We start from the raw sequence: 23,945 nt of genomic DNA on the forward strand, positions 1-23,945 counted from the left end.
GCGGGCTGGGTCGCGTTCAGGATAGGTAGAACTCCGACGAGTTGATGCCGTAGGCGCCGCTGGGCAGTGCGCGCAGGATGCGGTAGGGCTCGCCGGCCGGGGTCAGCGGCGAATAGAGCAGGTCCAGTGTCGGTGGGTGGCGGTTGGGCGTCTTGTCGGCGCACAGCAGCACCAGCACTCGCGGCTGCATGCGCCGCACGCGGTTCTGTGCGATGACGACGGCCACTTCGCCGGAATTGAGTTCGACCAGCGTGCCGGCCGGATAGAGGCCGATGCACTGGATGAAGCCATCGACGACGTTGCCCGAGAAGCGCGTCTCGCGCAGCCGCACCAGCGCTTCGAGCGCGCGCTGGGTGCTCAGCGGTTCGTCGTAGGCACGTTTGCTCGTCATCGCGCAGAAGGTATCGACGAGGCCGGCCATCTCGGCGCGCAGGCCGATGGCCGCGCCGCGCAGCCCGTCGGGATAGCCCGAGCCGTCGATGCGTTCGTGGTGGCGGCTGACGATCTCGATCAGGCCGGGCATGGGGTTCGGATCCTGGCGGATGATCTCGATCGAGAAGTCGACGTGCGACTTGGCGATCTCCATCTCGAGCCGGCTCAGGCGCCCGGCCTTCTGCAGCACGCGCTCGGGCAGGCGGATCTTGCCGATGTCCTGCATCATGCCGGCCACGCCCAGCACGGTCGCGCCGTCTTCGGAAAAGCCCATGCAGTGGGCGAACACCAGCAGGTGCACGGTCACGTCGAGCGCGTGGTGGTAGCTGTAGCGGTCGTACTGCTTGAGCCGGATAAGCCACAGCAGGGCGTCGGGGTTGCGCTTGACGCTCTGCAGCATGTCATCGACGCTCTCCGTCACCTGGATGATGTCCGGCTTGCGGTTCTCGCGCACGTCCGCGATGACCTGCTCGAACACCGCTTCGGCCTCGGCCATCACGGGAGATGCGCGGACCAGCTCGCGTTCGACGGATTGGGTTTCGGGCCGGTCGGCGATCGCTTCGCCGGCGAGCCGGCGTGCGGCGGCTGCGTCGAGGCCGCCCTTGCGTACGATCGCAAGCGCTTCCATGAAGCCCAGCTGGTTTCCGCCGGCACCGGCATCGCTCACCGCCCGGCCTGCGGCAGCGTGGCGGGGTTGCGGCATGCCTGCATCTTCCTGCGGCGGGGCATAGTGCTCCCCGACCGAGCGGCTGCGGTCGATGTAGATGAAGCGGCAGCATTCGCCCAGCTGCTCGAGCGTCCTGGCGTCGTCGATCAGGAAACCCTGCATCAGGAATGGCGTGCCGATCCACGGGCGGTCGAGCTCGACGACGAACATGCCCAGGCGCGCGTCGGTCGCCGCGATCAGCTCCCTCCGCCCGCCCGGTTTGCCCTCTGCTTCCGGTCTACCCGATCCCGTTGCGCCGCCCTTGCCCATGTCCTCTCATGATTTCGATGCTCGACGGATAGGATTGTGCACCCAATCTGCAACAAAATCTTCAGGCGGGATGGGTGGGCCGAAAAGATATCCCTGCAGCACGTCCGATTCCTGATGGGCGAGGAAACGGGACTGCACCTCGGTTTCGACCCCCTCCGCGACCACGCGCAGGCCCAGCGCGCGTGCCATGCGGATCGCCGCGACCACCAGTGCGCAGTCCTCGGCGTCTTCGGAGAGGTCGCGGATGAAGCTGCGGTCGATCTTGATCGTATGGAAGGGGAAGGCGCGCAGGGAGCTCAGCGACGAGTAGCCGGTGCCGAAGTCGTCGAGGGCGACGGTGACGCCGATCTTCTCGAGTGCGAGCATCGCCTCGCGCACCTCGGCCGGGTTGCGGATCAGCAGGCCCTCGGTGACCTCGATCTCGAGCTGGTTGCGCGGAATCGCGTGGCGATCGACGCAGGCCCGGATGGTGTCCACGAGGCCGGGGGCGGCGAACTGGCGCGGCGAGACGTTCACCGCGATCACGAACTCGCCGTCGCAGGCCTCGCGCCAGCGTGCCGCGTGGGCACAGGCCTCGTCCAGCACCCAGTTGCCGATGGTGACGATCAGGCCGCTCTGTTCGGCGATGGGGATGAAGCGATCCGGCGGCACGCGCCCGAGCACCGGATGATTCCAGCGCAGCAGCGCCTCCGCGCCGACCAGGCGACAGTCGCGCGCGGCCACCAGCGGCTGGAAATGCACCTGCAGTTCCCCGCGCTCCAGCGCGCCGCGCAGCTCGCGCTCCATCTCCATGCGCGCGACCGAGTCGTCGTGGATCTTCTGGTTGAAGAAGCGGAAGGTGTTGCGGCCCGCATCCTTGGCTTCGTACATCGCTAGGTCGGCATTGCGTAGCAGCACGGACGGGTCGTTGCCGTCGTCGGGGAAGAGCGAGACGCCGATGCTGGGCGAGGCCGCGAACTCGCGCCCCTCGATCTCGAAGGGCGGTGTGAAGGCCTGGATGATCTTGGCGGCGACCGCATCGGCGTCGCTCGCCTGCGCGATGCCCAGGATGATCAGGAATTCGTCGCCGCCCAGGCGCGCGACGGTGTCCTCGGCGCGGATCACCGAGCGCAGGCGCACGGACGCCTGGCACAGCAGCTCGTCGCCGGCGACGTGGCCGAGCGTGTCGTTGATCTGCTTGAAGTTGTCGAGGTCGATGAACATCACGGCGCACATCGTGCCTTCGCGCGCCGCGCGCCCGGTCGCCTGTTGCAGTCGGTCGAGCGCCAGCGTGCGGTTCGGCAGCGCGGTGAGGCTGTCGTAGTACGCCTGGTAGGCGACCTTCTCTTCCTGCGTGCGCCGTTCGGTGATGTCCTCGCGCATCAGCAGGAGGTGCTCGGGCCGCCCCTGCTCGGTGCGCATCGTGACCAGGCGCAGGTGCTCCCAGTATTCGCTGCCGTCTGGGCGGCGGCTGCGCCGTTCGCCGTCCCAGTCCCGGGCGGCCAGCAGGGCGGCGCGGAATTCGGCGTCGACTTCCCGGCTGCGTTCGGGGTCGGCCGCCTCAGGCAGCGCGCTTGCCAGTTGCGTGTCCGCCGGACGGCCGGTGACCCGTACATAGGCCGCATTGGCGTACTCCACGCGCCGGTCCGCGCTCGCGATCAGCACCCCGATGGGGTTCTGTTCGACCGCCTGCGACAACATCCACAGCCGCGCATTGGCGGTCGCCAGCGCCTGTGTGCGCTGCGCCACGCGATCCTCGAGTTCCTCCTGGGCGGCGCGCAGGCTCCGTTCGCGCGACACGACGATCTCCTGCATCGCATTGAACGCCTGGCCCAGGTCGCTGATCTCGTCGTCACCGGAGATCGCGATCGGCGTGCGGTGTTCGCCCGCTGCAAGTCGGCTCGCGGCATCGCGCACCGTGCGCAGCCGCCGCGAGAGCGAGCGCGCGAACACGACCAGGCCGGCCGCGAGGAACAGGAAACCGCCCAGCGACAGCATGAGGAAGAAGCGTTGCTGCCGCTGCTGCTCTTCACGCGCCTGCCGGTAGGCTTCGGTTGCGGCCTGCTCGGTCGTGCTCACGAGTTCACGCAGGATCGACGAGATCGCCGCGTGCGCGGTGCGCGTGCGCGTGCTGGTGATCGCTTCGGCCGCTGCAAGATCCATCTTGCCCGCGAGATGGATGACTTCCTGCAAGTCGCCGCGGTAGTTCGCCCAGTGCCTTTCCAGCCGGCGCGCGTCGTCCGGACGGGTGGAGGCGAGCACGGCGAGGAAGGGCGCCAGCTCTGCCGTCATCGCCTCGATTTCCACCTGCATGCGTTCGGCGTACTGTGGGAGCGCAAACACGTCGCGCACCGTGGGCAGTTCGAGTTCCAGCGTGCGCAGTTCGTGGCTGCGCGTCTGCAGGCGATGGGTCGCGGCGAGCGGCTGCACTTGGCGGATGACGGTGTTCTCGAGCCTCTGCTTCGCATCCTCGAGCACGCGGTTGCCGATGACCAGGATGGCGGCCACGAGCAGCCCGCCCAGCGCGAACATGATGGAAAGGCGTACCAGCAGGGACTGGCGGAAGGGGCTCCGGCGGACTGGTGCAGCGGCGGCGGGGGAGGGGGCGTGCGGCAGACTCATTGGCGCTTACCGAACTGGCGACGGAACTCCGCCCACTGCCGGATCTGCTCCGCGCGGCCGAGCTTCTCCGTGATCTGTTCCCACTCCGTAGCGGTGCGGCTCATCGCCTCCTGAGCGCCGATCTCGCCGCGGGCGGCGGCCGTGAGGTTGCGGTCGAGCGCAGCGAGATACAGCGCATCGCCGCGCAGCCCGGTGCCGGCCGGCTGCGTCACGGCCCATTCCGCGCTGAAGGTCTCGAGGGTCTCCGGTGTGTAGATCTTGCGGACGCGCGCGTCGCGCAGGTGGTTCCAGCGATACGGGTCGGCAAATCCGCCCGCCACGCCGATCGAGCGCGTCGATACGTCGGGGTCGGTCAGCCACATCGCGTACAGGAAGGCGAGGCGCGCATTGCGGGCCGATTTCGGAATCACAAGGTTGTTGCCGTAGATCAGTGTGTTTTGCCGCACGATGCGGTTGTCCACGCGTGTGCCGGGCAGGGAAACAGCCACGAACTTACCGCGCACCGTCGAACCTTCGGAGTTGAACATGCGTGCGCCGGCGATGGTGTTCATCGTCGCGAACGCCTTGCCCTGGGCAAACAGTGGCAAGGTGAAGTTGTAGTTGCGCCCCGGATCCGTGATGCCCGGCGGCGAGTACTTCACCAGCGCGACGTAGCTTTCGGTTGCGGCGACGGCGCCGGGGGTGGTCAGGCGCGGCCGCATCTGCTCGTCGAACAGTTCCGCGTGCGGCGCGGCCGAAGACAGGAAGCGCGGCATCCAGTTCATCCACGCCCCTTCCTCGTCGCGCTCCTCGGCCACGCCGTAAAGGCCCTGCGCCGGGCGGTGGAAGAAGCGCACCAGCTCCTCGTACTCGGCCCAGGTCTTCGGTACCGCGAGCGGACGCCCATATGCCTTGCGGAAAGCGGCCTGCTCCTGCGCGTCGTCCATCAGGTCGCGCCGCAGGTAGAGCACCACCACGTCCCCGTCGGCCGGAATGGCGACGGTGCGCTCGCCCACCCGCGACTGCAGTTCCGGTCGGATGTAGCCGTCGTTGGCGTTGTCGTCGAAGCGATAGCCGTATTCGGCCATGAACGGCCCGACTTCCGTGATCAGCCCGTCGGCCAGCAGGTCCGGGTACTCGTGGTTGCGCGCCACAGCGATGTCGATGTCGGGCGTGCTGCGCAGCGTCTCGCGGATCGGCTGCTGCGGCACGATGAGCACGTCGAGCACGATGCCGGTCAGGCTTTCCCATTCCTTCTGCAAGGCCAGGTCGTTGCCGAGGAAGGCGTTCATGTTGCCCTGCTTGAATCCCAGGGTGAGCCGCGAACCCGCCGGCACCTCGCCCGACGCGATCAGCTTGCGCACCGCGGCGACGGCCTTGAAAGCCTGCTCGCCGGCCGATGCAGCGGGCGCGACGAGCACTGCGCTCGCGCACAGGGCGGCGGCGAACAGCGGAACAAGGATTTTTCTCGATGGCATCGCTGGTTGCATCCGTTCGTTTGGCTATCACCTAAGGCGTACTCGCGCTATTGTCACACAAAGTTACGGATTTCATGTCGTAGGGATGTTTGCAGGCGCCGTGGCGGCTCCCGGTGGCGTGCGCTATCGTGAGTGGAATGCCCTCTTGACGGGCATCGCGGAGCCCGATGCTGGAGAGCCTTGCATGAGCGGAACGACATTCACCGGAGACCATGCTGCAGATCCGTCCTCGGCTTGGGTATTGCGCGACGAGTCCTTTCTCGCCGCGCTGCGCGGCCAGATGTTGCGCTTCGCCTCCTTGCAGCTGTCTGACTCGCAACTCGCCGAGGATGCGGTGCAGGAGGCGCTGATCGGCGCGCTGCGCAACGCGGAATCGTTTTCCGGTCAGGCTGCGTTGAAGACCTGGGTGTTCGCCATTCTCAGGCACAAGATCGCGGACATCCTGCGCCAGCGCATGCGGCTCGTGGACGCTTCCAGCCTGCTGCGCGAGGAAGAGGAGGACGAGGATTTTTCCGTGCTGTTCGACCGCAGTGGTCACTGGCAGGTCGATGAACGTCCCGCCGCGTGGGGGAATCCGCACGAATCCCTGCGCGAACGCGAGTTCTGGCAGGTGTTCGAGGTCTGCCTGGAGAACCTCCCGGCCAATCAGGCGCGGGTGTTCATGATGCGCGAGTTTGTCGAACTCGAATCGGACGAGATCTGCGCGGCGGTCGGGGTGAGCGTGAGCAATCTCAACGTGATGTTGTACCGTGCCCGCGTGCGCCTGCGCGAATGCCTCGAAAACCGCTGGTTCCTCGACGGAGAGCGAGCATGCTGAACTGCAGAGAAGCAACGCGCCTGTATTCCGAGGCACGGGAGCGCGAGCTGACCTTCAAGGAGCGGGCGCTGCTGCGCATGCACATCGCGATGTGCTCGGGCTGCCGCAATTTCGGCGAGCAGATGGCGTTCCTGCGCGACGCGATGCGCGCCTACGCGAAAGGGCGCGACGAGAAAGACAAGTAGCCCTTGCGCGCGGGGTCCTTCAGCGACGGCTGCAGCGCTGCGCGATCCAGTGGTCGAGCGAGATTCGGCCCGGGCCATGCGCCATAAGGTACAGCAACACCGCCGCCCAAGTGCCGTGGGTGGGGTAGGCGTCCGGATAGACGAAGAGCTGGATCGTCAGCGTCATCACGAGCAGCGCCGCGGCGCTCAGGCGCGTCGCCAGACCGACGAGAAGCAGCAGCGGAAAGACGTGCTCCGCCGTGGCGGCCAGCGGTGCGGCGATCTCCGGCGGGATCAGCGGCAGGCGGTACTCCTCGCGGAAGAGGAACAGCGCGTCGTCGGACAGGCGCGGCAGGCCGAGCCGGAATTCGCCGCTGACGAGGTCGATCGCCAGTCCCTCGATCTTCGTCTGGCCGGATTTCCAGAACACCGCGGCGATCGAGAAGCGGGCGACGAAGGCGATCAGCGAGTCCGGAATGCGCGACAGCAGCGCGAGCGCGCGATGCAGGACTTGCGGGGCGATCCGTCCGTTCCGATGCGGAAGGGTCTCAGGTATGGAGCTCATTATCTTGTCCTCCGGGTCCGGAATCGATCGCGACGATCATCTGCCGGTGCAGCAGCGTCGCGAAGGCCAGGGCGAGGTCGAAGCCGCCGTCGACGGACTGCCCGGCCTGCGCGGCAGCGGCCAGGTGCTCGCCCCGCTTCAGCGCAGCGATGAAGGCGGCGCCCGCGTGCGGCAGCCCTACCGTCGCGACTTCGAAGCCGCTACGCACGATCAGCACGGCCTCCGGCCGGCACGGATCCACCGCCGACGGATCGCGATCGTCCTGATGGGCTTCCCACAGCGAATGCACCGCCCACGACGAGCGCAGGATGGCGGCCGACGGGTGGCAGCGCAGGCGCAGTCCGGGCAGGCGCCCGGGGTCGGCAAGCAGGGCCGCGATCGCCGCTGCCGGCAGCGGCTCGGCATCGGCTGCGTGGTAGGCCTCGACGCGCAGCATCTCCAGCCGCGCGAGGTCGGCCAGCCAGGGCACGCACGCGGCGGGCGCGAAAGCCGCGACGAAATCGGCGAAACCGCGGCCATGGAAGCTCAGCAGCGGCGAGCGCGGCGGGTGCGCGAAGACGAATTCGCGCGCCATCGCGCGGAAGAATGCATCTCCCACCGTGGCGAGCGTCACCGGAAAGGTGTCCGCCAGCGCATCGACCAGCGATACGACGACGTTGTTGCGATACACCGCGAACCGTGAGGCGGGGTCGGACCCGTTCCAGGCGACGAGGCCGGCGGGGCAGGGGTGTGCCGGGTCGAGCAGCGCCGCGGCGAAGTCGGCTTGCGTGTTCATGCCGCCAACTCCGGGGGCAGCGCGGTGCGCAAGGCGCTCAACCGGCGCTCGGCCAGCTTCGCCTCGGCGAGCAGCACCGCGAAGGGCGGGATGTCGTTGTCGCGCTCGATCAGCGTCGGCTGCGCACCGACGCGTTCCAGCGCGGCGTCGTACAGCGCCCACACCGCCTGCGCCACCGGAGCCCCGTGGCTGTCGATCAGCAGTGGTGCGCCGGCTGCGTCCTGCTGCATCGCGAAACCGGCGAGGTGGATCTCGCCCACCGCGTCGAGTGGAAGCGCGTCGAGACAGGCGAGCGCGTCGCGGCCGTGGTTCACGCAGCTCACATGGAGGTTGTTCACGTCGAGCAGCAGCCCGCAGCCCGTGCGCCGCACCACCTCGGCAATGAAGTCGCCCTCCGCCCAGCTCGACGCCGCGAACTCCACGTAGGTCGCGGGATTCTCCAGCAGCATGCGGCGGCCGAGGTGCTCCTGCACCGCGTCGACGTGTTCGCATACGCGCCGCAGCGTCTCGCCCGTGTAGGGCAGGGGCAGCAGGTCGTAGAGGAACACGCCGCCGTGGCTCGCCCACGCCAGGTGCTCCGAGAACGACTGCGGTTCGTAGCGCCGCAGCAGCGCCGCGAGGCGCTCCAGATGGGCGTCGTCGAGCGGGCCGGTGCCGCCGATCGACAGGCCCACGCCGTGCAGCGACAGCGGATAGTGCTCGCGGATGCGCGTCAGCGCATGGTGGAAGGGGCCGCCCGGCACCATGTAGTTCTCCGCATGCACCTCGAAGAACCCGAGGTCGGGCAGCGTCGCGAGGATCTCCCCGAAGTGCGCGGGCTTCAGGCCCAGGCCCGCGCGGGCGGGCAGGGCAGTGGCCTGCACGGACGAAGGCCGTGCGTTCATGGTCGTCATGCCGGACGCTCCCCTGTCATGCAGCCGCGCTCAGCTCTTCTTTTCCTTGAAGGCCATCATCTGGCCGAAGCCGGTCGGCGAAGTCTGCGACATCGTTTTTTCGCACGTGCCCTTCGGCACCAGCGACCACGCATTGCCCTGGTGATCCATCTTCGACGTCCCGGCGCAGCTCGTGCCGGGGCCGGCGGCGCAGTCGTTCTTGCCCTTCATCGCGACGCCGAAGCACTTCTCCTTGTCGGCCGGCGGATCGGCGGCGAGCGCGGACGACATCGACAGAGCGCTACCCAGCGCGAGAGCGAGGGCGGCGGCGGAAACCTTGTGGAGGGTTGTGGCGGACATGTTCGTCTCCTTGGTTCGGTTGGGGAAACACGCGGATCGGTTGATCGTCGTGTTGCTTCCGTAGTCGCGCGAACCCGTCCGTTTCTTACACCGCGCGCGAAAATATTTTTCCGGCCGACTGCGCTCGCCGTTCGACATCGCCAGGGCCTCCGACGCGCCGAGCCGATCGGATACACTCCCGTAACTGCTGCCCGCGCGCGCCGTGTCATTTCTCCGGCGCCGCCAGCGACCATACAACCCGACCGATCACCGCGGAGCTGCCTGCCCATGTTCGAACACGTCGACGCCTACCCCGGCGACCCCATCCTCACCCTCGTCGAAACCTTCATGCAGGATCCGCGCGCGCAGAAGGTCAACCTCGGCATCGGCCTGTACTACGACGAGGAAGGCCGCATCCCGCTGCTCGGCTCCGTGCGCAAGGCCGAGGTCGCGCTCGCCGCGACGCCGCTGCCGCGCTCCTACCTGCCCATGGAAGGCGCGACCGACTATCGCGCCGCCGTGCAGCGCCTGCTGTTCGGCCCGGAACACGCCGCGCTCAAGGCGGGGCGCATCGCCACGATTCAGACCATCGGCGGCTCGGGCGCGCTCAAGGTCGGCGCCGATCTCCTCAAGCGCTACTTCCCGGCGAGCGAGGTGTGGGTCAGCGATCCGACCTGGGACAACCACCGCTCGATCTTCGAGGGCGCCGGCATCGCCGTGAATGACTACCCCTACTACGATGCGGCCACGGGCGGCGTGCGCTTCGCCGACATGCTCGCGACGCTCAAGACCCTGCCCGCGCGCAGCATCGTCCTGCTGCACCCGTGCTGCCACAACCCGACCGGCGTCGACCTGTCGCAGGAGCAGTGGCGCGAGGTCATCGTGGTGGCGAAGGAACGCAATCTCATCCCCTTCCTCGACATCGCCTACCAGGGCTTCGGCGACAGCCTCGACGACGACGCCTTCGCGATCCGCGCGTTGGCGGATGCCGGCGTGAGCTTCCTCGTCAGCAATTCCTTCTCCAAGAACCTGTCGTTCTACGGCGAACGCTGCGGCGGCCTGTCCATCGTGTGCAAGGACGCCGAGGAAGCCGCGCGCGTGCTCGGCCAGATGAAGTTCACCGTGCGCCGCAACTACTCCAGCCCGCCCTTCCACGGCGGGCGCGTCACCGCGATGGTGATGGACGACCCCGCGCTGTATGGGGAATGGACCGGCGAGGTGGACGCGATGCGCGACCGCATCCGTGCGATGCGCCAGAAGCTGCATGAAGTGATTAGCGCACGCGTGCCCGGGCGCGATTTCAGCTACTTCATCAAGCAGCGCGGCATGTTCAGCTACACCGGCCTCAGCCCCGCGCAGGTCGACCGCCTGCGCGAGGAGTTCGCCGTGTACCTCGTGCGCTCGGGCCGCATGTGCGTTGCCGGCCTCAACACGCGCAACGTCGAATACGTCGCCGAGGCGATGGCCGCGGTCCTCAAGGACTGAGGCCGTAGCGCGCCGCCCCCCGGTCCGCCGGGGGCGGTCCTGCGCAGACTGTCAGAGCACGCCGGCGGCGCGCAGACGCCCGATCTCCGCGTCCGTCAGGCCCAGCGTTCCGCCCAGGATCTCGTCGGTATGTTCGCCGAGCGCCGGCGGCGGAAGGCGGTAATCCGGCGGCGTCGCCGAAAGCTTCATCGGGTTCGCCACGAGCGGCACTGTGCCGGCGACCGGGTGCGGCATCGTCACCTTGAGTCCGCGCGCCTGCACCTGCGGGTCGGCGAACACGTCGGCGAGCGTATTGATCGGGCCGCAGGGCACGGCGAGGGATTCCAGCGCCGCGATCCAGTCGGCCGTGCTGCGCAGCACCGTGAGCTGCTTGAGCTGCGGAATCAGCGTGGCGCGGTGCCTGACGCGTTCCGCGTTGGTCGCAAAGCGCGGATCGTCGGCCAGCGCCGGCCGGCCTGCTTCCGCGCAGAAGCGCGCAAACTGCCCGTCGTTGCCGATGGCCAGGATCATGTAGCCGTCGGCGGTGGGAAAGTCCTGGTAGGGCACGATGTTCGGATGCGCATTCCCCAGCCTGCCCGGCGAGCGGCCGGTCGCGAGGTAGTTGGCGGCCTGGTTGGCAAGGCAGGCGACCTGCACGTCGAGCAATGCAAGGTCGATGTATTGCCCTTCGCCGCTGTGCTCGCGCCATGCCAGCGCAGCGAGGATCGCGTTGGAGGCATACAGTCCGGTGAGGATGTCCGTCAGTGCCACGCCGGCCTTCATCGGACCGCCCCCTTCCTCGCCGTCGGGCCGGCCGGTAACGCTCATCAGGCCGCCCAGGCCCTGGACCAGGAAGTCGTAGCCGGCGCGCGATGCGTACGGACCCTCCTGGCCGAAACCGGTCACCGAGCAATACACGAGGCGCGGATTGACCGCCTTCAGCGATGCGTAATCGAGTCCGTACTGAGCGAGGCCACCGACCTTGAAATTCTCCAGCACCACGTCGGACTGGGCGGCGAGCCGCCTCACCAGCGCCTGTCCCTCGGCGCGCGTGATGTCGATTGCGACCGAACGTTTGTTGCGGTTTGCGCACAGGTAGTAGGCGGCGACATCGGTGTCGGCGCCATGCTCGTCCTTGAGCCACGGCGGCCCCCAGCCGCGCGTGTCGTCGCCCGTGCCGGGGCGCTCGACCTTGATCACGTCGGCGCCGAGGTCGGCCAGCATCTGGCTGCACCACGGCCCGGCCAGGATGCGCGAAAGGTCCAGTACGCGGATGTGTGAAAGTGCGCTTGCCATGAGGCCTCGACCTGCGGAAAACCCCGTCGCCTGCGGCGGCGGTCGACGTTGTGAAAAAAGCGAACTGCTGGCGTGCAGGCGACGAGCCCCGCCGGGTATGTGCGCGGTGCGCGGCGATCCGCCGGCCCCGCTCCTGCGGCGCGCGGACATTCGGGCGCTGTGCCGGGATCATGCTAGGGAATATGACCTGGCGGAGCAAACGACATCTTCGAAGCGATTTGTGCGTCTTTGTCACTTCGCTGGCGCACACAACTCCCCGGGCGCTGCCGCAGCGTTCGCCGGCGGTGCGACTGTCGCAGGCCCTTCCGACGCGTGTTTCCCGCGCGGTGCCGTGAGATTCGAACCACACCCGGGGGATTCGATGCTGCAGCGAATCGCAAGATATGTACATAATCGGTTCTGCCGGCTTGCCACTTCGGCGCGATGACGGGCCGGACGGTGGCGACATGTCGCTCCGGAGCGCGGCACGGTTGCCGCAGTCATGGGACCAAGCTAGATGAAAAGCCAGCAAAACCTGAGTGCGATGGATGAGCCGACGATCCTGATCGTCGATGACACGCCACAGAATCTGACCGTGCTTGGCGAACTGTTGCAGCCGCTGTGTCGCGTTCGCGCCGCAAATTCGGGCGAACGGGCGTTGCGCGTGGCGAACACCGCGCCCAGGCCGGACCTGATCCTGCTCGACGTGATGATGCCGGGACTGGATGGATACGAGGTCCTCGGGCGGTTGCGGGAGGATCCTGCAACGCGCGACATTCCGGTGATCTTCGTCACCGCGATGGATGCGGCGGAAAACGAGGAGCGGGGGCTCAAGCTCGGTGCCGTCGATTACATCGTCAAACCCTTCAGTCCCGCCATCGTCCTCGCGCGGGTGGCAACTCATCTCGAACTCAAGCGCGCGCGTGACCGCCTGTCGGCCCAGAACAACTGGCTGGAACGCGAGATCTCGCGGCGCATGGCCGAGAACCTCCTCATCCAGGATCTCGGTATCCGGGCGCTTGCCTGTCTCGCCGAGGCGCGCGACAACGAGACTGGCCTGCACATCATCCGTACGCAGTCCTACGTCGAAACGCTCGGGCGCCACCTCGGGAACCATCCGCGCTTTGCCGAGGCGCTCGCCGGAACGCAGCTCGAACTCATCGTCAAGGCGGCGCCCCTGCACGACATCGGCAAGGTCGGGATTCCCGACTCAATCCTGCTCAAGCCCGGTCCGCTCGATGCCCGCGAATGGGAGATCATGAAGACCCACCCCTTGATCGGTACGGCCGCTATCAGCAAGGCGATGGAAGAGGCGCTCGCGGACGCCAGCGACGATGTTGCCGAGCACGCCCCGGGGGCGTTTGCATTCCTGAAGGTGGCGAACGAGATTGCGGGCGGGCATCACGAGAAATGGGATGGCAGCGGTTATCCGCAGGCGCTGGAAGGCGACGCCATCCCCGTGTCGGCGCGCCTGATGGCGCTCGCCGACGTGTTCGATGCGCTGATCAGCCGTCGCGTGTACAAGCCGCCTATGCCCCTCGAACAGGCCACCGACATTATCCTGGCCGGTCGTGGCCGGCATTTCGACCCCGATGTCGTGGACGCCTTCCTCGCATGCAGAGACGAGTTCGCGAGCATCGCCACGCGCTACGCCGAGCCCGAGCCCGAACACGAACCGGAGGCGCAGACCTGAAGGTCGCGATCATGATCGCAGACATCGGAGTATGTCGGGGGGGCCGGCCGTGAGCCCGAAGCGCGCGCGCATTCCGCCCTTGCTGTTGGCCGTGTTCCTGCCGATCGCCCTCCTGGCGCTGCTGGTCGGAGTCCTGGTGATCGCGTCCTTCACCGACCTGCGCGACGCGCATCGGGCGGCGAGGTTGGCCGAGTCCGGGCATCTGGAGCTCATCGGTCGCCTCACCGGCATCAACAAGGACATGAGCGAGGTCCAGCACCTTGTCAATCTGGCAGTCGAAGGGGCCGCGGTCGGGCGCCTCGATGGTGCCGCCGCCGCGCGCCTCGCTGAGGATGTGCAGCGCCGCCTCGTCGAGCTGGACGGGCGTGTGGCGGGTCTCGCTGAACTCGACGTTTCGCGCCACGAAGCGCGCGAGGGACGATTCCACTTTCAGGACTACCGCGCGAGCGTCATCGGGACGATGGGCTTGCTGATGTCCGATCCGCGCGCCGCGATGAGCAGCGGCTTCGAGGCGTCGCGGCACTTCGTGGAGTTCACGACCCATACCCGGGCGCTCACCCTGCGGACAATCGAAGACGAGCGGGCCCGTGCGCACGCCGACGAGAGCGACTTCGACGCCTATATCCGTAACACCCTGATCGTCGGGGGGGCGCTCATGTCCACGTTGGTGCTGGCGTGGTTCGTTCTCAGCTCCTGGCTCAGCGAACGGCTGTTCGCCCTCGGCAGCGCCTTGCGCGCATTCGCCCGCGAAGAACAGGATCCCGAGTCCCTGCCGCTGGTGCGTGAGATCGCCAAGCAGCCGGGCAGTTTGCTCGGGGATATCGCGAGTGCGGCGCTGGCGTTCCGCGATTCGCTCATTTCGCGGGAGGATGCCGAGCGCAGGTTGCGCGAACGCCTCAAGGAGATGAGCTGCGTCTATGATGTCGCGCGCATGTGCGACCGTGCGGACATCGCGCCGGACCTGCTGGTGGACGCGGTCGTCGAGCGGCTGCGTGCCGCGATGCGTTTCCCGGCCCTTGCCGTGACAAGGGTCGAGGCGGCGGACGGCGCCAGAGCCCCGGACGGTCGGCCGCTTCTGGTGGCGGAGTTCTCCGACATGGCGGACAAGCGCTGGCGCATCTGTGTCGACCCGATTGCGCCGCCTGGCGCCGAGGAGGCGGCGCAGTTCCGGGACGAGAAGCGCCGCCTGCTCGAGTCCGCCGCCGCGCATCTGGGGGCCGCGCTGGAGCGCAGGCGGGCAGCCGCCCTGGAGGCAGCAACGCAGGCCGAGGTGCGCAAGCTCTCGCTGGTCGTGGAACAGGCCCCGATTGCCGTCCTCGTGGCCGATCTGAACGCGCGGATCGAATACGTCAATGACGCGTTCGTGCAAGTGACGGGTTACTCGCGCGCCGAGGCCATCGGTCGCAATCCGCGCTTCCTCAAATCGGGCAAGACGCCCGCTTCGACCTACAGCGACCTGTGGGCCACGCTCAAGCGTGGCGAGTCCTGGCGCGGTGAGCTGGTCAATGTCACGCGGGACGGGCGCGAGGTGATCGAGAGCGCGACGATCATTCCGCTGCGGGAACGCGGCGGCAGCGTCACCCATTATGTCGCGATCAAGGAGGACATCACCGAGCGCAAGCGGCTTCTGGAGGAGCTCGCGGCCCACCGCGAGAACCTCGAGCAGCTGGTGGTGGCGCGAACCGCAGAACTGAATGCGGCGAAGCTCGCGGCGGAGGCTTCGAGCCGCAGCAAGAGCGAATTCCTCGCCAACATGAGTCACGAGATCCGCACGCCGATGAATGCGATCATCGGTCTCACTCACCTGCTCGAGCGCGACATCGGCGAGCCCGAGCAACTCGACCGGTTGCGCAAGGTCTCGTCGGCGGCCCGGCATCTGTTGCGGATCATCAACGACATCCTCGACCTCTCCAAGATCGAGGCCGGCAAGGTGCAGCTGGAGGCGGTATATTTCGAACCGCCTCACGTGCTCGCCAACGTCTTCAGCCTGCTGCGGGACCGCGCCGAGCACAAGGGCCTGCAACTGGAGGCGGACCTCGCCGCGCTGCCACGCGGGCTGCATGGCGATGCGCTGCGTCTGGAGCAGGTGCTGCTCAACCTCGTCGGCAACGCCATCAAGTTTACCGAGCGGGGGGCGGTGCGCGTGAGCGGCCAGGTCGTGGGGTTCGAACTCGAACGGCTATGGGTGCGCCTGGAGGTGAGGGATACCGGCATTGGCATTGCCTTCGACGAACAGGAGCGCATCTTCCACGCCTTCGAGCAGGCCGACAGCTCCACGACGCGGCGCTTCGGCGGCACCGGGCTCGGGCTCGCCATCTGTCGCCGTCTGGTCGAACTGATGGGCGGGCGCATCGGCCTCACGAGTCAGCCGGGCGGGGGTTCGACCTTCTGGCTCGAGGTGCCGATGGGATATCCCCACGCCGAGGCATGCGGGGCGGCGGCGAGCCCGCCAGCAAACGATCAGGGCGAGTTGTCCGTGCAGTCCGAACTGGCGCCCGATGCGCGGGTGCTGCTCGCCGAAGACAATGCCGTCAATCGCGAAGTTGCGCTCGCGCTTCTCGCGCGTGCAGGCATCGTGCCCGACGTGGCGGAAAACGGCCGCATCGCGCTCGACAAGTCCGCATGCGAGGCCTACGACCTCATTCTCATGGACATCCAGATGCCGGTCATGGGGGGGCTCGAAGCCACTCGCGCGATACGCGCGTTGCCAGGCTACGCGACCACCCCCATCCTCGCGATGACTGCCAATGCCTTCGACGAGGATCGTGCTGCCTGCATTGAAGCGGGCATGAACGACCACATCCCCAAGCCGGTCGATCCCCGGAAGCTCTACGCCGCGCTGCGCCGCTGGCTGCCGGCGGACGGCGGTAGCCAGCGCAGGGCTCCGGTGCGCGATGAATCGCCCGGCCGGGCCCCCGCCAGCGATGCGTCTGGGCTGGGCGCAGGGCTCGAGAAGGTTCCCGATCTCGCCGCGCTGCGCGAGGTCGCCGATTTGCTGGAAGCCCTGTTGGCGTGCGATGACGTGTCGGCATGTCGGGTCTACCGGGAACACCGCGCGGACTTCGAAGCGGCTTTCGGCCCCCTGGCGCGCCGAATCGAGAGCGAGATCGACGCGTTCGCCTTCGCCGAGGCACGCGCCTCGCTGCGCGAGGCTCGTGAGCACCTGGAGACCGCCTCATGAGCGGATTCCTCTCGCTGCGGCGGCTTGTCCTGCTCGCGGCGGCCTTTCTGGCCGTTCTGCTGGCGGCCGGCGCGAGCCACGCCCAGCCCCGCGCCGAGCCGCGGGTGCTGAGAGTGGTCAGCGACTACAACTATCCGCCCTTCCTGTTCCTCGACCCGGCGGGCGCACCGACCGGTTATCTGGTGGACTACTGGCGCCTCTGGGAGCAAAAGACCGGCGTCAAGGTCGAGCTGCAGGCCATCCAGTGGTCCGAGGCGCAACGCAGTCTGCTGGAGGGTGAGGCGGATGTCATCGACATGATTTTCCGCACGCCCGCGCGCGAACCCCTGTACGAGTTTTCTCCCCCCTACGCGAAGGTCCCGGTAGGGGTCTATGCGGACGAGTCCATCCAGGGGATCCACGACGTCGCCGGGCTGCGCGGCTTCATGGTTGGCGTGATGGCCGGAGATGCCTGCATTGAAGAGCTGGGCAGACAGGGCGTCGACAAGTTTCGCGAGTACCCCGATTACGCCCGCCTGATCGTCGGTGCCCTGGCGGGCGAAGTGCGCCTGTTCTGCCTGGATGAATACCCGGCAAACTACTACCTCTACCGCAATGAAGCGCAGCAACTGTTCCCGAAGGTTTTCACGCTCTACGAGGGGCGGTTTCACCGGGCAGTGAAGAAGGGCAATGTCGAAGCGCTGCGGCTTGTCGAGCGCGGCATCGCCGCCATCAGCGCCGAGGAGGACGCGGCCCTGCGCGCGAAGTGGATGCCCCCCCCGGCGGTCGAATACGGTCGATATCTGCGCTACCTCGCCGCGGCGCTCATCGTCCTCGCGCTCGCGGCGCTCGGCCTCATTGTCTGGCTGCGTGCCTTGCGGCGTGCGGTGGCCCGGCGCACGGCCGAGCTGGAGGCGAGCGAGGCGCGCTTCCGGCGCTTGTTCGAGGAGACGCAACAGGGCGTTACGCTGATCGAGGACGGGCGTATCGTCGCTGCCAACAAGGCGTCGCTGAAGATGTTGCGGATGGAGCGGCTAGACCAGGTCCTCGGTCGCTCCCCGGCCGACATTTCCCCCGTGCTGCAGCCCGACGGCCAGCCCTCGGCGGCCAAGGCAGCGGAAATCATCGCGCGTACGCTTGCGGAGGGCAGCAGTCGCTTCGAGTGGCTGCACCTCAGGGCAAACGGCGAGACCTTCCCCGCCGAGGTGCTGCTCACGGTGATCCCCGAGGGCGAACGCATGCTGCTGCACGCGGCTTGGTCCGACATCAGCGCGCAGAAGGAGGCCGAGCGGGAGGTTCAGCGTTATCGCGAACGGCTCGAAACCCTGGTCGCCGAGCGGACGGCCGAGCTCGCGGCGGCCACGGATTCCCTCAAAGCTGCAATCGATGAGCAGCAGGCGATCTTCGACACGACTTCATCGGGCATCGCCCTGATCAGGGATCGCGTGCTGGTCCGCTGCAATCGGAGGCTGCACGAGATGCTGGGGTGGCCGCCAGGCGCGATGGCGGGGCAGTCGACCGCAATCTGGTATCCCGACGAGGCGGCCTGCGAAGCGGGCGGCGGCGAGGTGTACGAGACGATCTGGCAGGGCAGGCCGCATCGGCGCGAACAGCAGCTGATGCGGCGCGACGGGTCGCTGTTCTGGGCCCGCCTGACCGGCATCGCGGTGGACGTGCATGACCGCAGCAAGGGTACGGTGTGGGTCATCGACGACATCAGCGCGGAGCACGCCGTCCTCGAGAACATGGAGTGCGCGCGAGCGCTGGCCGAAGAGGCGGCGAACGCCAAGTCGGCCTTCCTCGCCAATATGAGCCACGAGATGCGCACGCCGCTCAACGTCATCATCGGCATCACCCATCTGGTGCTCAAGGGCGATCTCGCAGCGCAGCAGCGCGGGCTGCTGGAGAAGGTGCAGGCCTCGAGCAAACACCTGCTCGGCATCATCAACGACGTTCTGGACCTGTCCAAGATGGAGGCCGGCAAGCTGACACCCGAACACATCGATGTCGATCTGCCGGGACTGGTTGGCGAAGTGGGGGCGCAGATCGCCGACAAGGCGAAGGGCAAGGGGCTCGACCTCGTCATCGAGTTGGCGCCCGACGTGCCGACCTTCATTCTCGGTGATCCGCTACGCATTTCGCAGGTGCTGCTCAACTACGCGAACAACGCGGTCAAGTTCACCGAGCGCGGCCGGATCGTGCTACGCACCCGCGTCCAGCATGCGCTGCGCGACGAGCTCGAGCTGCGTTTCGAGGTCAGCGACACCGGCATCGGCATCGCCGAAGAACAACGCTCGCGCCTGTTCCGCAGCTTCGAGCAGGCCGACAGCTCGATCACGCGCAAGTACGGCGGCACGGGGTTGGGGCTGGCAATCAGCAAGCGTCTGGCCGAACTCATGGGCGGTGCGGTCGGCGTCGACAGCGCGCCGGGAGGAGGCTCGACCTTCTGGTTTACGTGCAAGGTGGGCGTTTCCCGACGTGCGTCTTCCCCCCCTGTTCCGTCCCCCGCCTTGCCTGCGTCGGGAGCGGTCGTGGCGGGCGCCCGGGTGCTGCTGGTGGAGGACAATGAGCTGAATCGCGAGGTTGTGGCGGCGCTGTTGCGCGATTCGGGCGTCGAGGTCGGCTTCGCGGAAGACGGTGCGGAGGCGCTTCGCCGCGCGCAGGAACAGGTCTGGCAGCTCGTCCTCATGGACATGCAGATGCCCGTCATGGACGGCATCACGGCAACGCGTGAGATTCGCAAGCTGCCCGGGTTGCAGGGTTTGCCGATTGTCGCGCTGACGGCCAGTGCCATGCCCGGAGACCGCGAGCGATGTCTCGCGGCCGGGATGAACGATTACCTCACGAAGCCGGTCGACCCCTCCCGACTTCAGGAAGCCCTGCAGCGCTGGATCGGGCCGCAGACCGCTGTGCGATCGCCAACCCCGCCGTCACAACGAGTTCCCCCGGCGACGGCGGGTGTCGCGCAGACAGCAGCGGTCGACGCCGCCGCACGGGAACTCTGCCGGGCCGTCCTCGATCGCCTGGCAGCCGACGATTTTGCGAGTGTGGCGCTGCTCGAAAGCAATGCCGCCGACTTGCGCGCGGCGCTCGGCGGGAGTTTCGATGCGGTGCTCCAGGCGGCCCGGAGCTTCGACTTTGCGGGCGCGCGCGACCGTCTCGAAGTGGCCATCGCCGAGGCGGGGCAGGGCGCATGAACGTTCATCGCGGCGACATTCGCGCAAGCCTGGCAAGCGAATTGCCCGCAGGCACGTTCATCTGCAGGCTCGACGAGGTTCCGCCCACGGGAGGCCATGTCGTCCGATTGCTGCGGGGCGGGATAGAAATCTCGCTCATCGTGCTGAGGCAGCACGAGACGGTCCGATGCTTTCTGAATCGCTGCCCCCATCTCGGCTCGGAACTCGCACGCCAGGACAGACATCTCTACTTCGAGCCCGGGGTGTCGATCGAGTGCAACGTGCATTACGCCGTGTTCCGCTGGGCCGATGGCGTCTGCGTGCGCGGGGATTGCAGGGGAGAGTCCCTGACCGGCGTGCCGGTGACGGTCGCCGGGGAGGGGATCCGGGTCGGCGAGTGGCCCCGGGATGCCAAGGATGCATGAGTCCTGATGCGGAGCCAGTGATGTCGGACACGAACACCGTTACGATGGATCAATTGCGGGTCGGGCTGTACGTCATGCTGGATCTGAGCTGGTTCCAGCATCCATTTGCCTTCAGCCAGTTCAAGATCAAGTCCGAGGACCAGATCCGGGAGATCCGGAGTCTCGGCCTGACGACGGTGCGCTACAACCCGGCCCTGAGCGACATGACGGCGCGCCAGGCCCCTTCCTCCCCGGATGCCGCGGCGGCGCCCGACCCTTCGTCACCGCCATCGCCCCCCGGCGCACCCGATGCGGGGGAGGGGACTGCGGCGCCGGCAGCGAACTCCGACGCCTCGGCCGGCGCAACAGGCGCAGCGATCCTGCCTGCACTGGCGGCGAAGCGGGCGCTGGTCGAGCGCATCCGGGCGCAGCGCGAGGCCGCAGTGAGGGTGGAGGCGGCCTTTGTGCACGCGGCGAAGGCGATCCGGGATATCGAGCGGAACCTGTACTCGAATCCCGCGGAGTCGGTGCAGCAGGCGGGGCTGCTGGTGGACCAGATCGCGGACTCGATCCTGTCTTCCCCCGACCTTGCAATTCACGTAATGGGCGATCGCACGGGCGGCGAGGAGCTCTACTTCCACTCGCTCAACGTCGCGATGCTGTCGCTGATGATCGCCCGTGAGGTCCGGGCGCCGCAGGAAGTCTTCTCGGCGCTCGGGATGGGCGCGCTGCTGCACGACATCGGGCGCAAGGAGATCCCGGAAAAGATCTTGCACAAGACCGAGCCGCTCACCCAGGCCGAGCGCAATCTTTATCAGATGCATTGCCAGTTCGGGGTGGACATCGGTCGCCGTCTGCAGCTGTCCAAACCTGCCCTGGAGGTCATCCGCGACCATCATGAGCTCTATGACGGTACCGGCTATCCGGCCGGCCTCAAGGGGGATGCCATCGGCCTGCTGCCGCGCATCGTCGCGGTCGCGAACTATTACGACGAACTGTGCAATCCGGCGGATATCGCCAGCGCCATGACGCCGCACGAGGCCCTTTCGCGGATGTACGCGAAGCTGCGCCCCAAATTCGATCAACGCATGCTGCAGGCGTTCATTCGCTGTCTTGGCGTCTATCCGCCGGGGACCATCGTGCAGCTCTCTAACGGCCTGGTTGCGATGGTGGCCACCGTCAATACCGCCAAGCCGATGAAGCCGGTGATCGTCATCTACGACGCAAGCATTCCCCGGGACGACGCGATACTCGTCGACCTGGCGCGGGAGCAGGACCTGAATATCGCCAAGGCGCTCCGGCCGGCGCAAGTGCCGATCGAGATCTACAACTACCTGAGCCCGCGCAAGCGTGTCAGCTATTATTTCGACCCCGGAAAAGCCGGACAGGACGCGGTGCCCCAATGAGTAGTCTCGCCGAACTGATGCTCGACCACAGCTCGCAGATGATGCTGGCGGTCGACCCCGCCTCGCTGCGGATCTTGCTGGTCAATCGGCCCGTGACCGGGACGCTCGGCTATTCGCGCGATCAGCTGGCGGAGATGTGCATCACCGACATCGAGAGTTCCCTGCAGGACGTCTTCTATTGGGAGGACGTGCACAACGGTCAGTACCAGGAGATCGAGGAGCAGGAGGGGCTCTACCGCTGCGCGGACGAGTCGATGATGTCGGTGATGAAGTCCGTCCGCGTGGTCACCCATGAAGGCGCGCCGCTCATCCTGGTATCCGCGCGCGATACCCGGAACGAGCTGCAGATGGAGGATGCACTCGAGCAGACGCTTTCCCAACTGCGCGCAACGCTCGAGTCGACGGGCAACGGCATCCTCGTCATCGACTGGCAGGGCAGAATCACCAACATGAACCGGCTGGCCAGCAACATGTGGGGAATCCCCGACGAACTGCTGCGCGAGCGCGACGATGCTGCAATCCTGGAATTCATTGCCAGCCGTGTGACGGACGGCGAGCTGTGCCGCACGCGGCTGCGAGCCACCGTCGATAGTGCGGACAGCGAAGATCTGTATCGCCTGGCCGATGGCCGCGTGTTCGAGTGCCGTTCGCATCCCCAGTACATGGGCGAGCGGATCGTCGGACGGGTTTTCGCGTACAGCGACATCACCGAGCGCACGCTCGCCGAGGAAGCGCTGCGCGAGTCGCGCGACCGCCTCGAGGACCGGGTTCGCGAGCGCACGGCCGAACTGGAAAGGGCCAATGCAACGCTGCAGGGGGAAAAGCGGCACCAGGAGACCTTGATCCGAAAGCTGGAGGCGGCCCAGAACCAGCTGCTGCAGTCGGAAAAAATGGCATCCATCGGCCAGCTCGCCGCGGGCGTCGCGCATGAGATCAACAACCCCGTCGGTTTCGTCAATTCCAACCTGGGAACGCTGCAGCGCTATTCCGAAGACCTGTTGCGTCTGCTCGCCGCCTACGAAGGCGCCGAAGACTCACTCAACGCCGCGCAGCAGGCTGACATCGCGCGCATGAAGGAGGACATCGACGCCGCCTACCTCCGCGAGGACATCGGCGACCTGCTGAAGGAGTCGCTCGAAGGCCTGCAGCGCGTCAGGCGCATCGTGCAGGATCTGAAGGACTTCTCGCATGTCGGCAAGGGCGAGCGCGAGCTGGCGAATCTCGAAGCGGGCCTGGAGAGCACGCTCAATGTCGTGTGGCACGAGCTCAAGTACAAGGCCGATGTCGTCAAGGAGTACAGCGGCCTTCCGGAACTCGAGTGCATTCCGTCGCAGCTCAACCAGGTGTTCATGAACCTGCTGGTGAATGCTGCGCATGCGATAGAAACGCACGGACGCATCACCTTGCGCACCGGCTTCGACGATGAAGTCGTCTGGGTCGAAGTCGAGGACACGGGCAAGGGAATCCCGCCCGAGCATCTGAGCCGCATCTTCGAGCCGTTCTTCACGACCAAGGACGTCGGCAAGGGCACCGGCCTCGGGTTGTCGCTTTCTTACGGCATCGTCAAGCGACACCAGGGGCACATCGAGGTTAGGAGCGAGCCCGGCAAGGGGGCCGTGTTTCGAGTCGTTCTGCCCAGGCATCCCGCGGCCGAGACCGAAAGCTTGGCATGATCCTGGTTCGGGGGCTCGTTCACGCCATGTCGGGCGTGCCGGGCCCCGTCCTGGCATCGCCCGCGCTCTCCCTTTTGCCCTTACTACGTAGATTCACCTAGCCGACCGGGAAACTCCGCGAATTCACACGCACCGGATCGTTTCCTAGACTTGCTGCACGGGTGCAAAACTGCGGTTTTGCAGCGCCGCGCCACTCGCGCCCGCGTTGCGCCCGATCGTCGGATCGAGGTCGTGAAGGGACGGGAAATGGAAATCGGATCGATGCACTTTGCGCCCCGCCTGGCCGCCGGCGACGCGATCGCCCAAGCGGGCGGCGGCCTGCCGCCGGGCGGGATGCCCCGCGGTGGGGCTGGCGATCGAGCAAACGCGGCCGGGCAGCGCGGGCTGCCGCAGGACGCCGCCAGCGCCGTGGCGCAGCAACCCTCGCCGGTTGTCGCCAGCGACTTCGTGCGTCTGGCGAATGATGTGCTTCGCGTGCAGGCGAAGTCGCTCGAATTCGCCATGTCGCCGGACCCGCGCAAGCTTGCCGTGCGACTCATCGACCGGGAGTCGGGCCAGGTGATCCGGGAGTACGAGCTGGGGCGGTCGCATGTCCTCGACGAGGCGGTCGGCAGGCTCGTGCCCGGCCAACTGCTGCATGCGGTGGTCTGAGCGGGCTGCGGACGATCGACGACGTGACTGATCGTCGTGCAACCG

At 67.1% G+C, this 23,945-nt stretch carries 18 protein-coding genes; 10 read left to right on the forward strand and 8 right to left on the reverse strand.

Annotated elements, in window-relative coordinates; genetic code table 11:
* Nucleotides 1-16 precede the first annotated feature (16 nt).
* Genes GO615_RS07335 through GO615_RS07345 form a run of 3 tightly spaced genes read right to left on the reverse strand, consistent with a single transcriptional unit; the run spans nt 17 to nt 5,466 of the window.
* Nucleotides 17-1,408 carry a cyclic di-GMP phosphodiesterase gene (locus GO615_RS07335; protein WP_169126474.1) on the reverse strand — a complete coding sequence of 464 codons (1,392 nt, stop codon included), beginning with the start codon at nt 1,406-1,408 and terminating at the stop codon, nt 17-19.
* Between the two features lie 6 nt (nt 1,409-1,414).
* Nucleotides 1,415-4,009 carry an EAL domain-containing protein gene (locus tag GO615_RS07340; protein WP_169126476.1) on the reverse strand — a complete coding sequence of 865 codons (2,595 nt, stop codon included), beginning with the start codon at nt 4,007-4,009 and terminating at the stop codon, nt 1,415-1,417.
* The gene (locus GO615_RS07345) at nt 4,006-5,466 is read right to left on the reverse strand and encodes an ABC transporter substrate-binding protein (protein WP_169126478.1); all 1,461 of its coding nucleotides are present in this window, start codon (nt 5,464-5,466) and stop codon (nt 4,006-4,008) included. Before GO615_RS07345 ends, GO615_RS07340 begins: the two co-directional genes overlap by 4 nt.
* A gap of 184 nt (nt 5,467-5,650) precedes the next feature.
* Between GO615_RS07345 and GO615_RS07350 the strand changes: the two genes are divergently transcribed.
* Nucleotides 5,651-6,283 carry an RNA polymerase factor sigma-70 gene (locus GO615_RS07350; protein WP_169126480.1) on the forward strand — a complete coding sequence of 211 codons (633 nt, stop codon included), beginning with the start codon at nt 5,651-5,653 and terminating at the stop codon, nt 6,281-6,283.
* A complete protein-coding gene (locus GO615_RS07355) occupies nt 6,277-6,468 on the forward strand; it encodes a zf-HC2 domain-containing protein (protein WP_169126481.1) in 192 nt (63 codons plus the stop codon). Before GO615_RS07350 ends, GO615_RS07355 begins: the two co-directional genes overlap by 7 nt.
* Nucleotides 6,469-6,487: 19 nt before the next feature.
* Here GO615_RS07355 and GO615_RS07360 read toward each other — a convergent pair whose 3' ends face one another.
* The 4 genes from GO615_RS07360 to GO615_RS07375 are packed head-to-tail and all read right to left on the reverse strand — an operon-like array spanning nt 6,488 to nt 9,019.
* Nucleotides 6,488-7,012, reverse strand: coding sequence for a DoxX family protein (locus tag GO615_RS07360; RefSeq protein WP_169126483.1), 525 nt, complete (start codon nt 7,010-7,012; stop codon nt 6,488-6,490).
* Nucleotides 6,996-7,787, reverse strand: a complete 792-nt coding sequence (locus tag GO615_RS07365; RefSeq protein ID WP_169126485.1) for an HvfC/BufC N-terminal domain-containing protein — start codon at nt 7,785-7,787, stop codon at nt 6,996-6,998. The genes GO615_RS07360 and GO615_RS07365 overlap by 17 nt, the downstream gene beginning before the upstream one ends.
* Nucleotides 7,784-8,680 (reverse strand): MNIO family bufferin maturase, encoded by an 897-nt coding sequence (bufB, locus tag GO615_RS07370; RefSeq protein WP_169126487.1) that lies wholly within the window; start codon nt 8,678-8,680, stop codon nt 7,784-7,786. Before bufB ends, GO615_RS07365 begins: the two co-directional genes overlap by 4 nt.
* 30 nt (nt 8,681-8,710) lie before the next feature.
* Nucleotides 8,711-9,019: a BufA1 family periplasmic bufferin-type metallophore gene (locus GO615_RS07375; protein WP_169126489.1), complete on the reverse strand. Its 309-nt coding sequence runs from the start codon at nt 9,017-9,019 to the stop codon at nt 8,711-8,713.
* A gap of 267 nt (nt 9,020-9,286) precedes the next feature.
* On the opposite strand from GO615_RS07375, the gene GO615_RS07380 reads away from it, so the two are divergent.
* The gene (locus GO615_RS07380; protein WP_169126491.1) at nt 9,287-10,483 is read left to right on the forward strand and encodes an amino acid aminotransferase; all 1,197 of its coding nucleotides are present in this window, start codon (nt 9,287-9,289) and stop codon (nt 10,481-10,483) included.
* Nucleotides 10,484-10,534: 51 nt separating this feature from the next.
* Here the strand turns inward: GO615_RS07380 and GO615_RS07385 are convergent, their stop codons facing one another.
* Nucleotides 10,535-11,758, reverse strand: coding sequence for a CaiB/BaiF CoA transferase family protein (locus GO615_RS07385; protein ID WP_169126493.1), 1,224 nt, complete (start codon nt 11,756-11,758; stop codon nt 10,535-10,537).
* Nucleotides 11,759-12,254: 496 nt separating this feature from the next.
* On the opposite strand from GO615_RS07385, the gene GO615_RS07390 reads away from it, so the two are divergent.
* The 7 genes from GO615_RS07390 to GO615_RS07420 all read left to right on the forward strand — a co-directional run bounded on the left by GO615_RS07390 (nt 12,255) and on the right by GO615_RS07420 (nt 23,900).
* Nucleotides 12,255-13,430, forward strand: a complete 1,176-nt coding sequence (locus tag GO615_RS07390; RefSeq protein WP_169126494.1) for a response regulator — start codon at nt 12,255-12,257, stop codon at nt 13,428-13,430.
* Nucleotides 13,431-13,479: 49 nt separating this feature from the next.
* Nucleotides 13,480-16,611, forward strand: coding sequence for an ATP-binding protein (locus tag GO615_RS07395; protein ID WP_169126496.1), 3,132 nt, complete (start codon nt 13,480-13,482; stop codon nt 16,609-16,611).
* A complete protein-coding gene (locus tag GO615_RS07400) occupies nt 16,608-19,787 on the forward strand; it encodes a response regulator (protein ID WP_169126498.1) in 3,180 nt (1,059 codons plus the stop codon). Before GO615_RS07395 ends, GO615_RS07400 begins: the two co-directional genes overlap by 4 nt.
* Nucleotides 19,784-20,191: a Rieske (2Fe-2S) protein gene (locus GO615_RS07405; protein ID WP_169126507.1), complete on the forward strand. Its 408-nt coding sequence runs from the start codon at nt 19,784-19,786 to the stop codon at nt 20,189-20,191. The genes GO615_RS07400 and GO615_RS07405 overlap by 4 nt, the downstream gene beginning before the upstream one ends.
* Nucleotides 20,192-20,211: 20 nt before the next feature.
* Complete coding sequence (locus GO615_RS07410; RefSeq protein WP_169126509.1) at nt 20,212-21,576, forward strand: cyclic di-GMP phosphodiesterase; 1,365 nt, start codon at nt 20,212-20,214, stop codon at nt 21,574-21,576.
* A complete protein-coding gene (locus GO615_RS07415; protein WP_169126511.1) occupies nt 21,573-23,249 on the forward strand; it encodes a PAS domain-containing sensor histidine kinase in 1,677 nt (558 codons plus the stop codon). Before GO615_RS07410 ends, GO615_RS07415 begins: the two co-directional genes overlap by 4 nt.
* A gap of 246 nt (nt 23,250-23,495) precedes the next feature.
* Nucleotides 23,496-23,900, forward strand: a complete 405-nt coding sequence (locus GO615_RS07420) for a hypothetical protein (protein WP_169126513.1) — start codon at nt 23,496-23,498, stop codon at nt 23,898-23,900.
* Nucleotides 23,901-23,945: the final 45 nt, after the last annotated feature.

Origin of the sequence: Aromatoleum evansii (assembly GCF_012910805.1) — a bacterium.
GTDB classification, from domain to species: Bacteria; Pseudomonadota; Gammaproteobacteria; order Burkholderiales; family Rhodocyclaceae; genus Aromatoleum; species Aromatoleum evansii.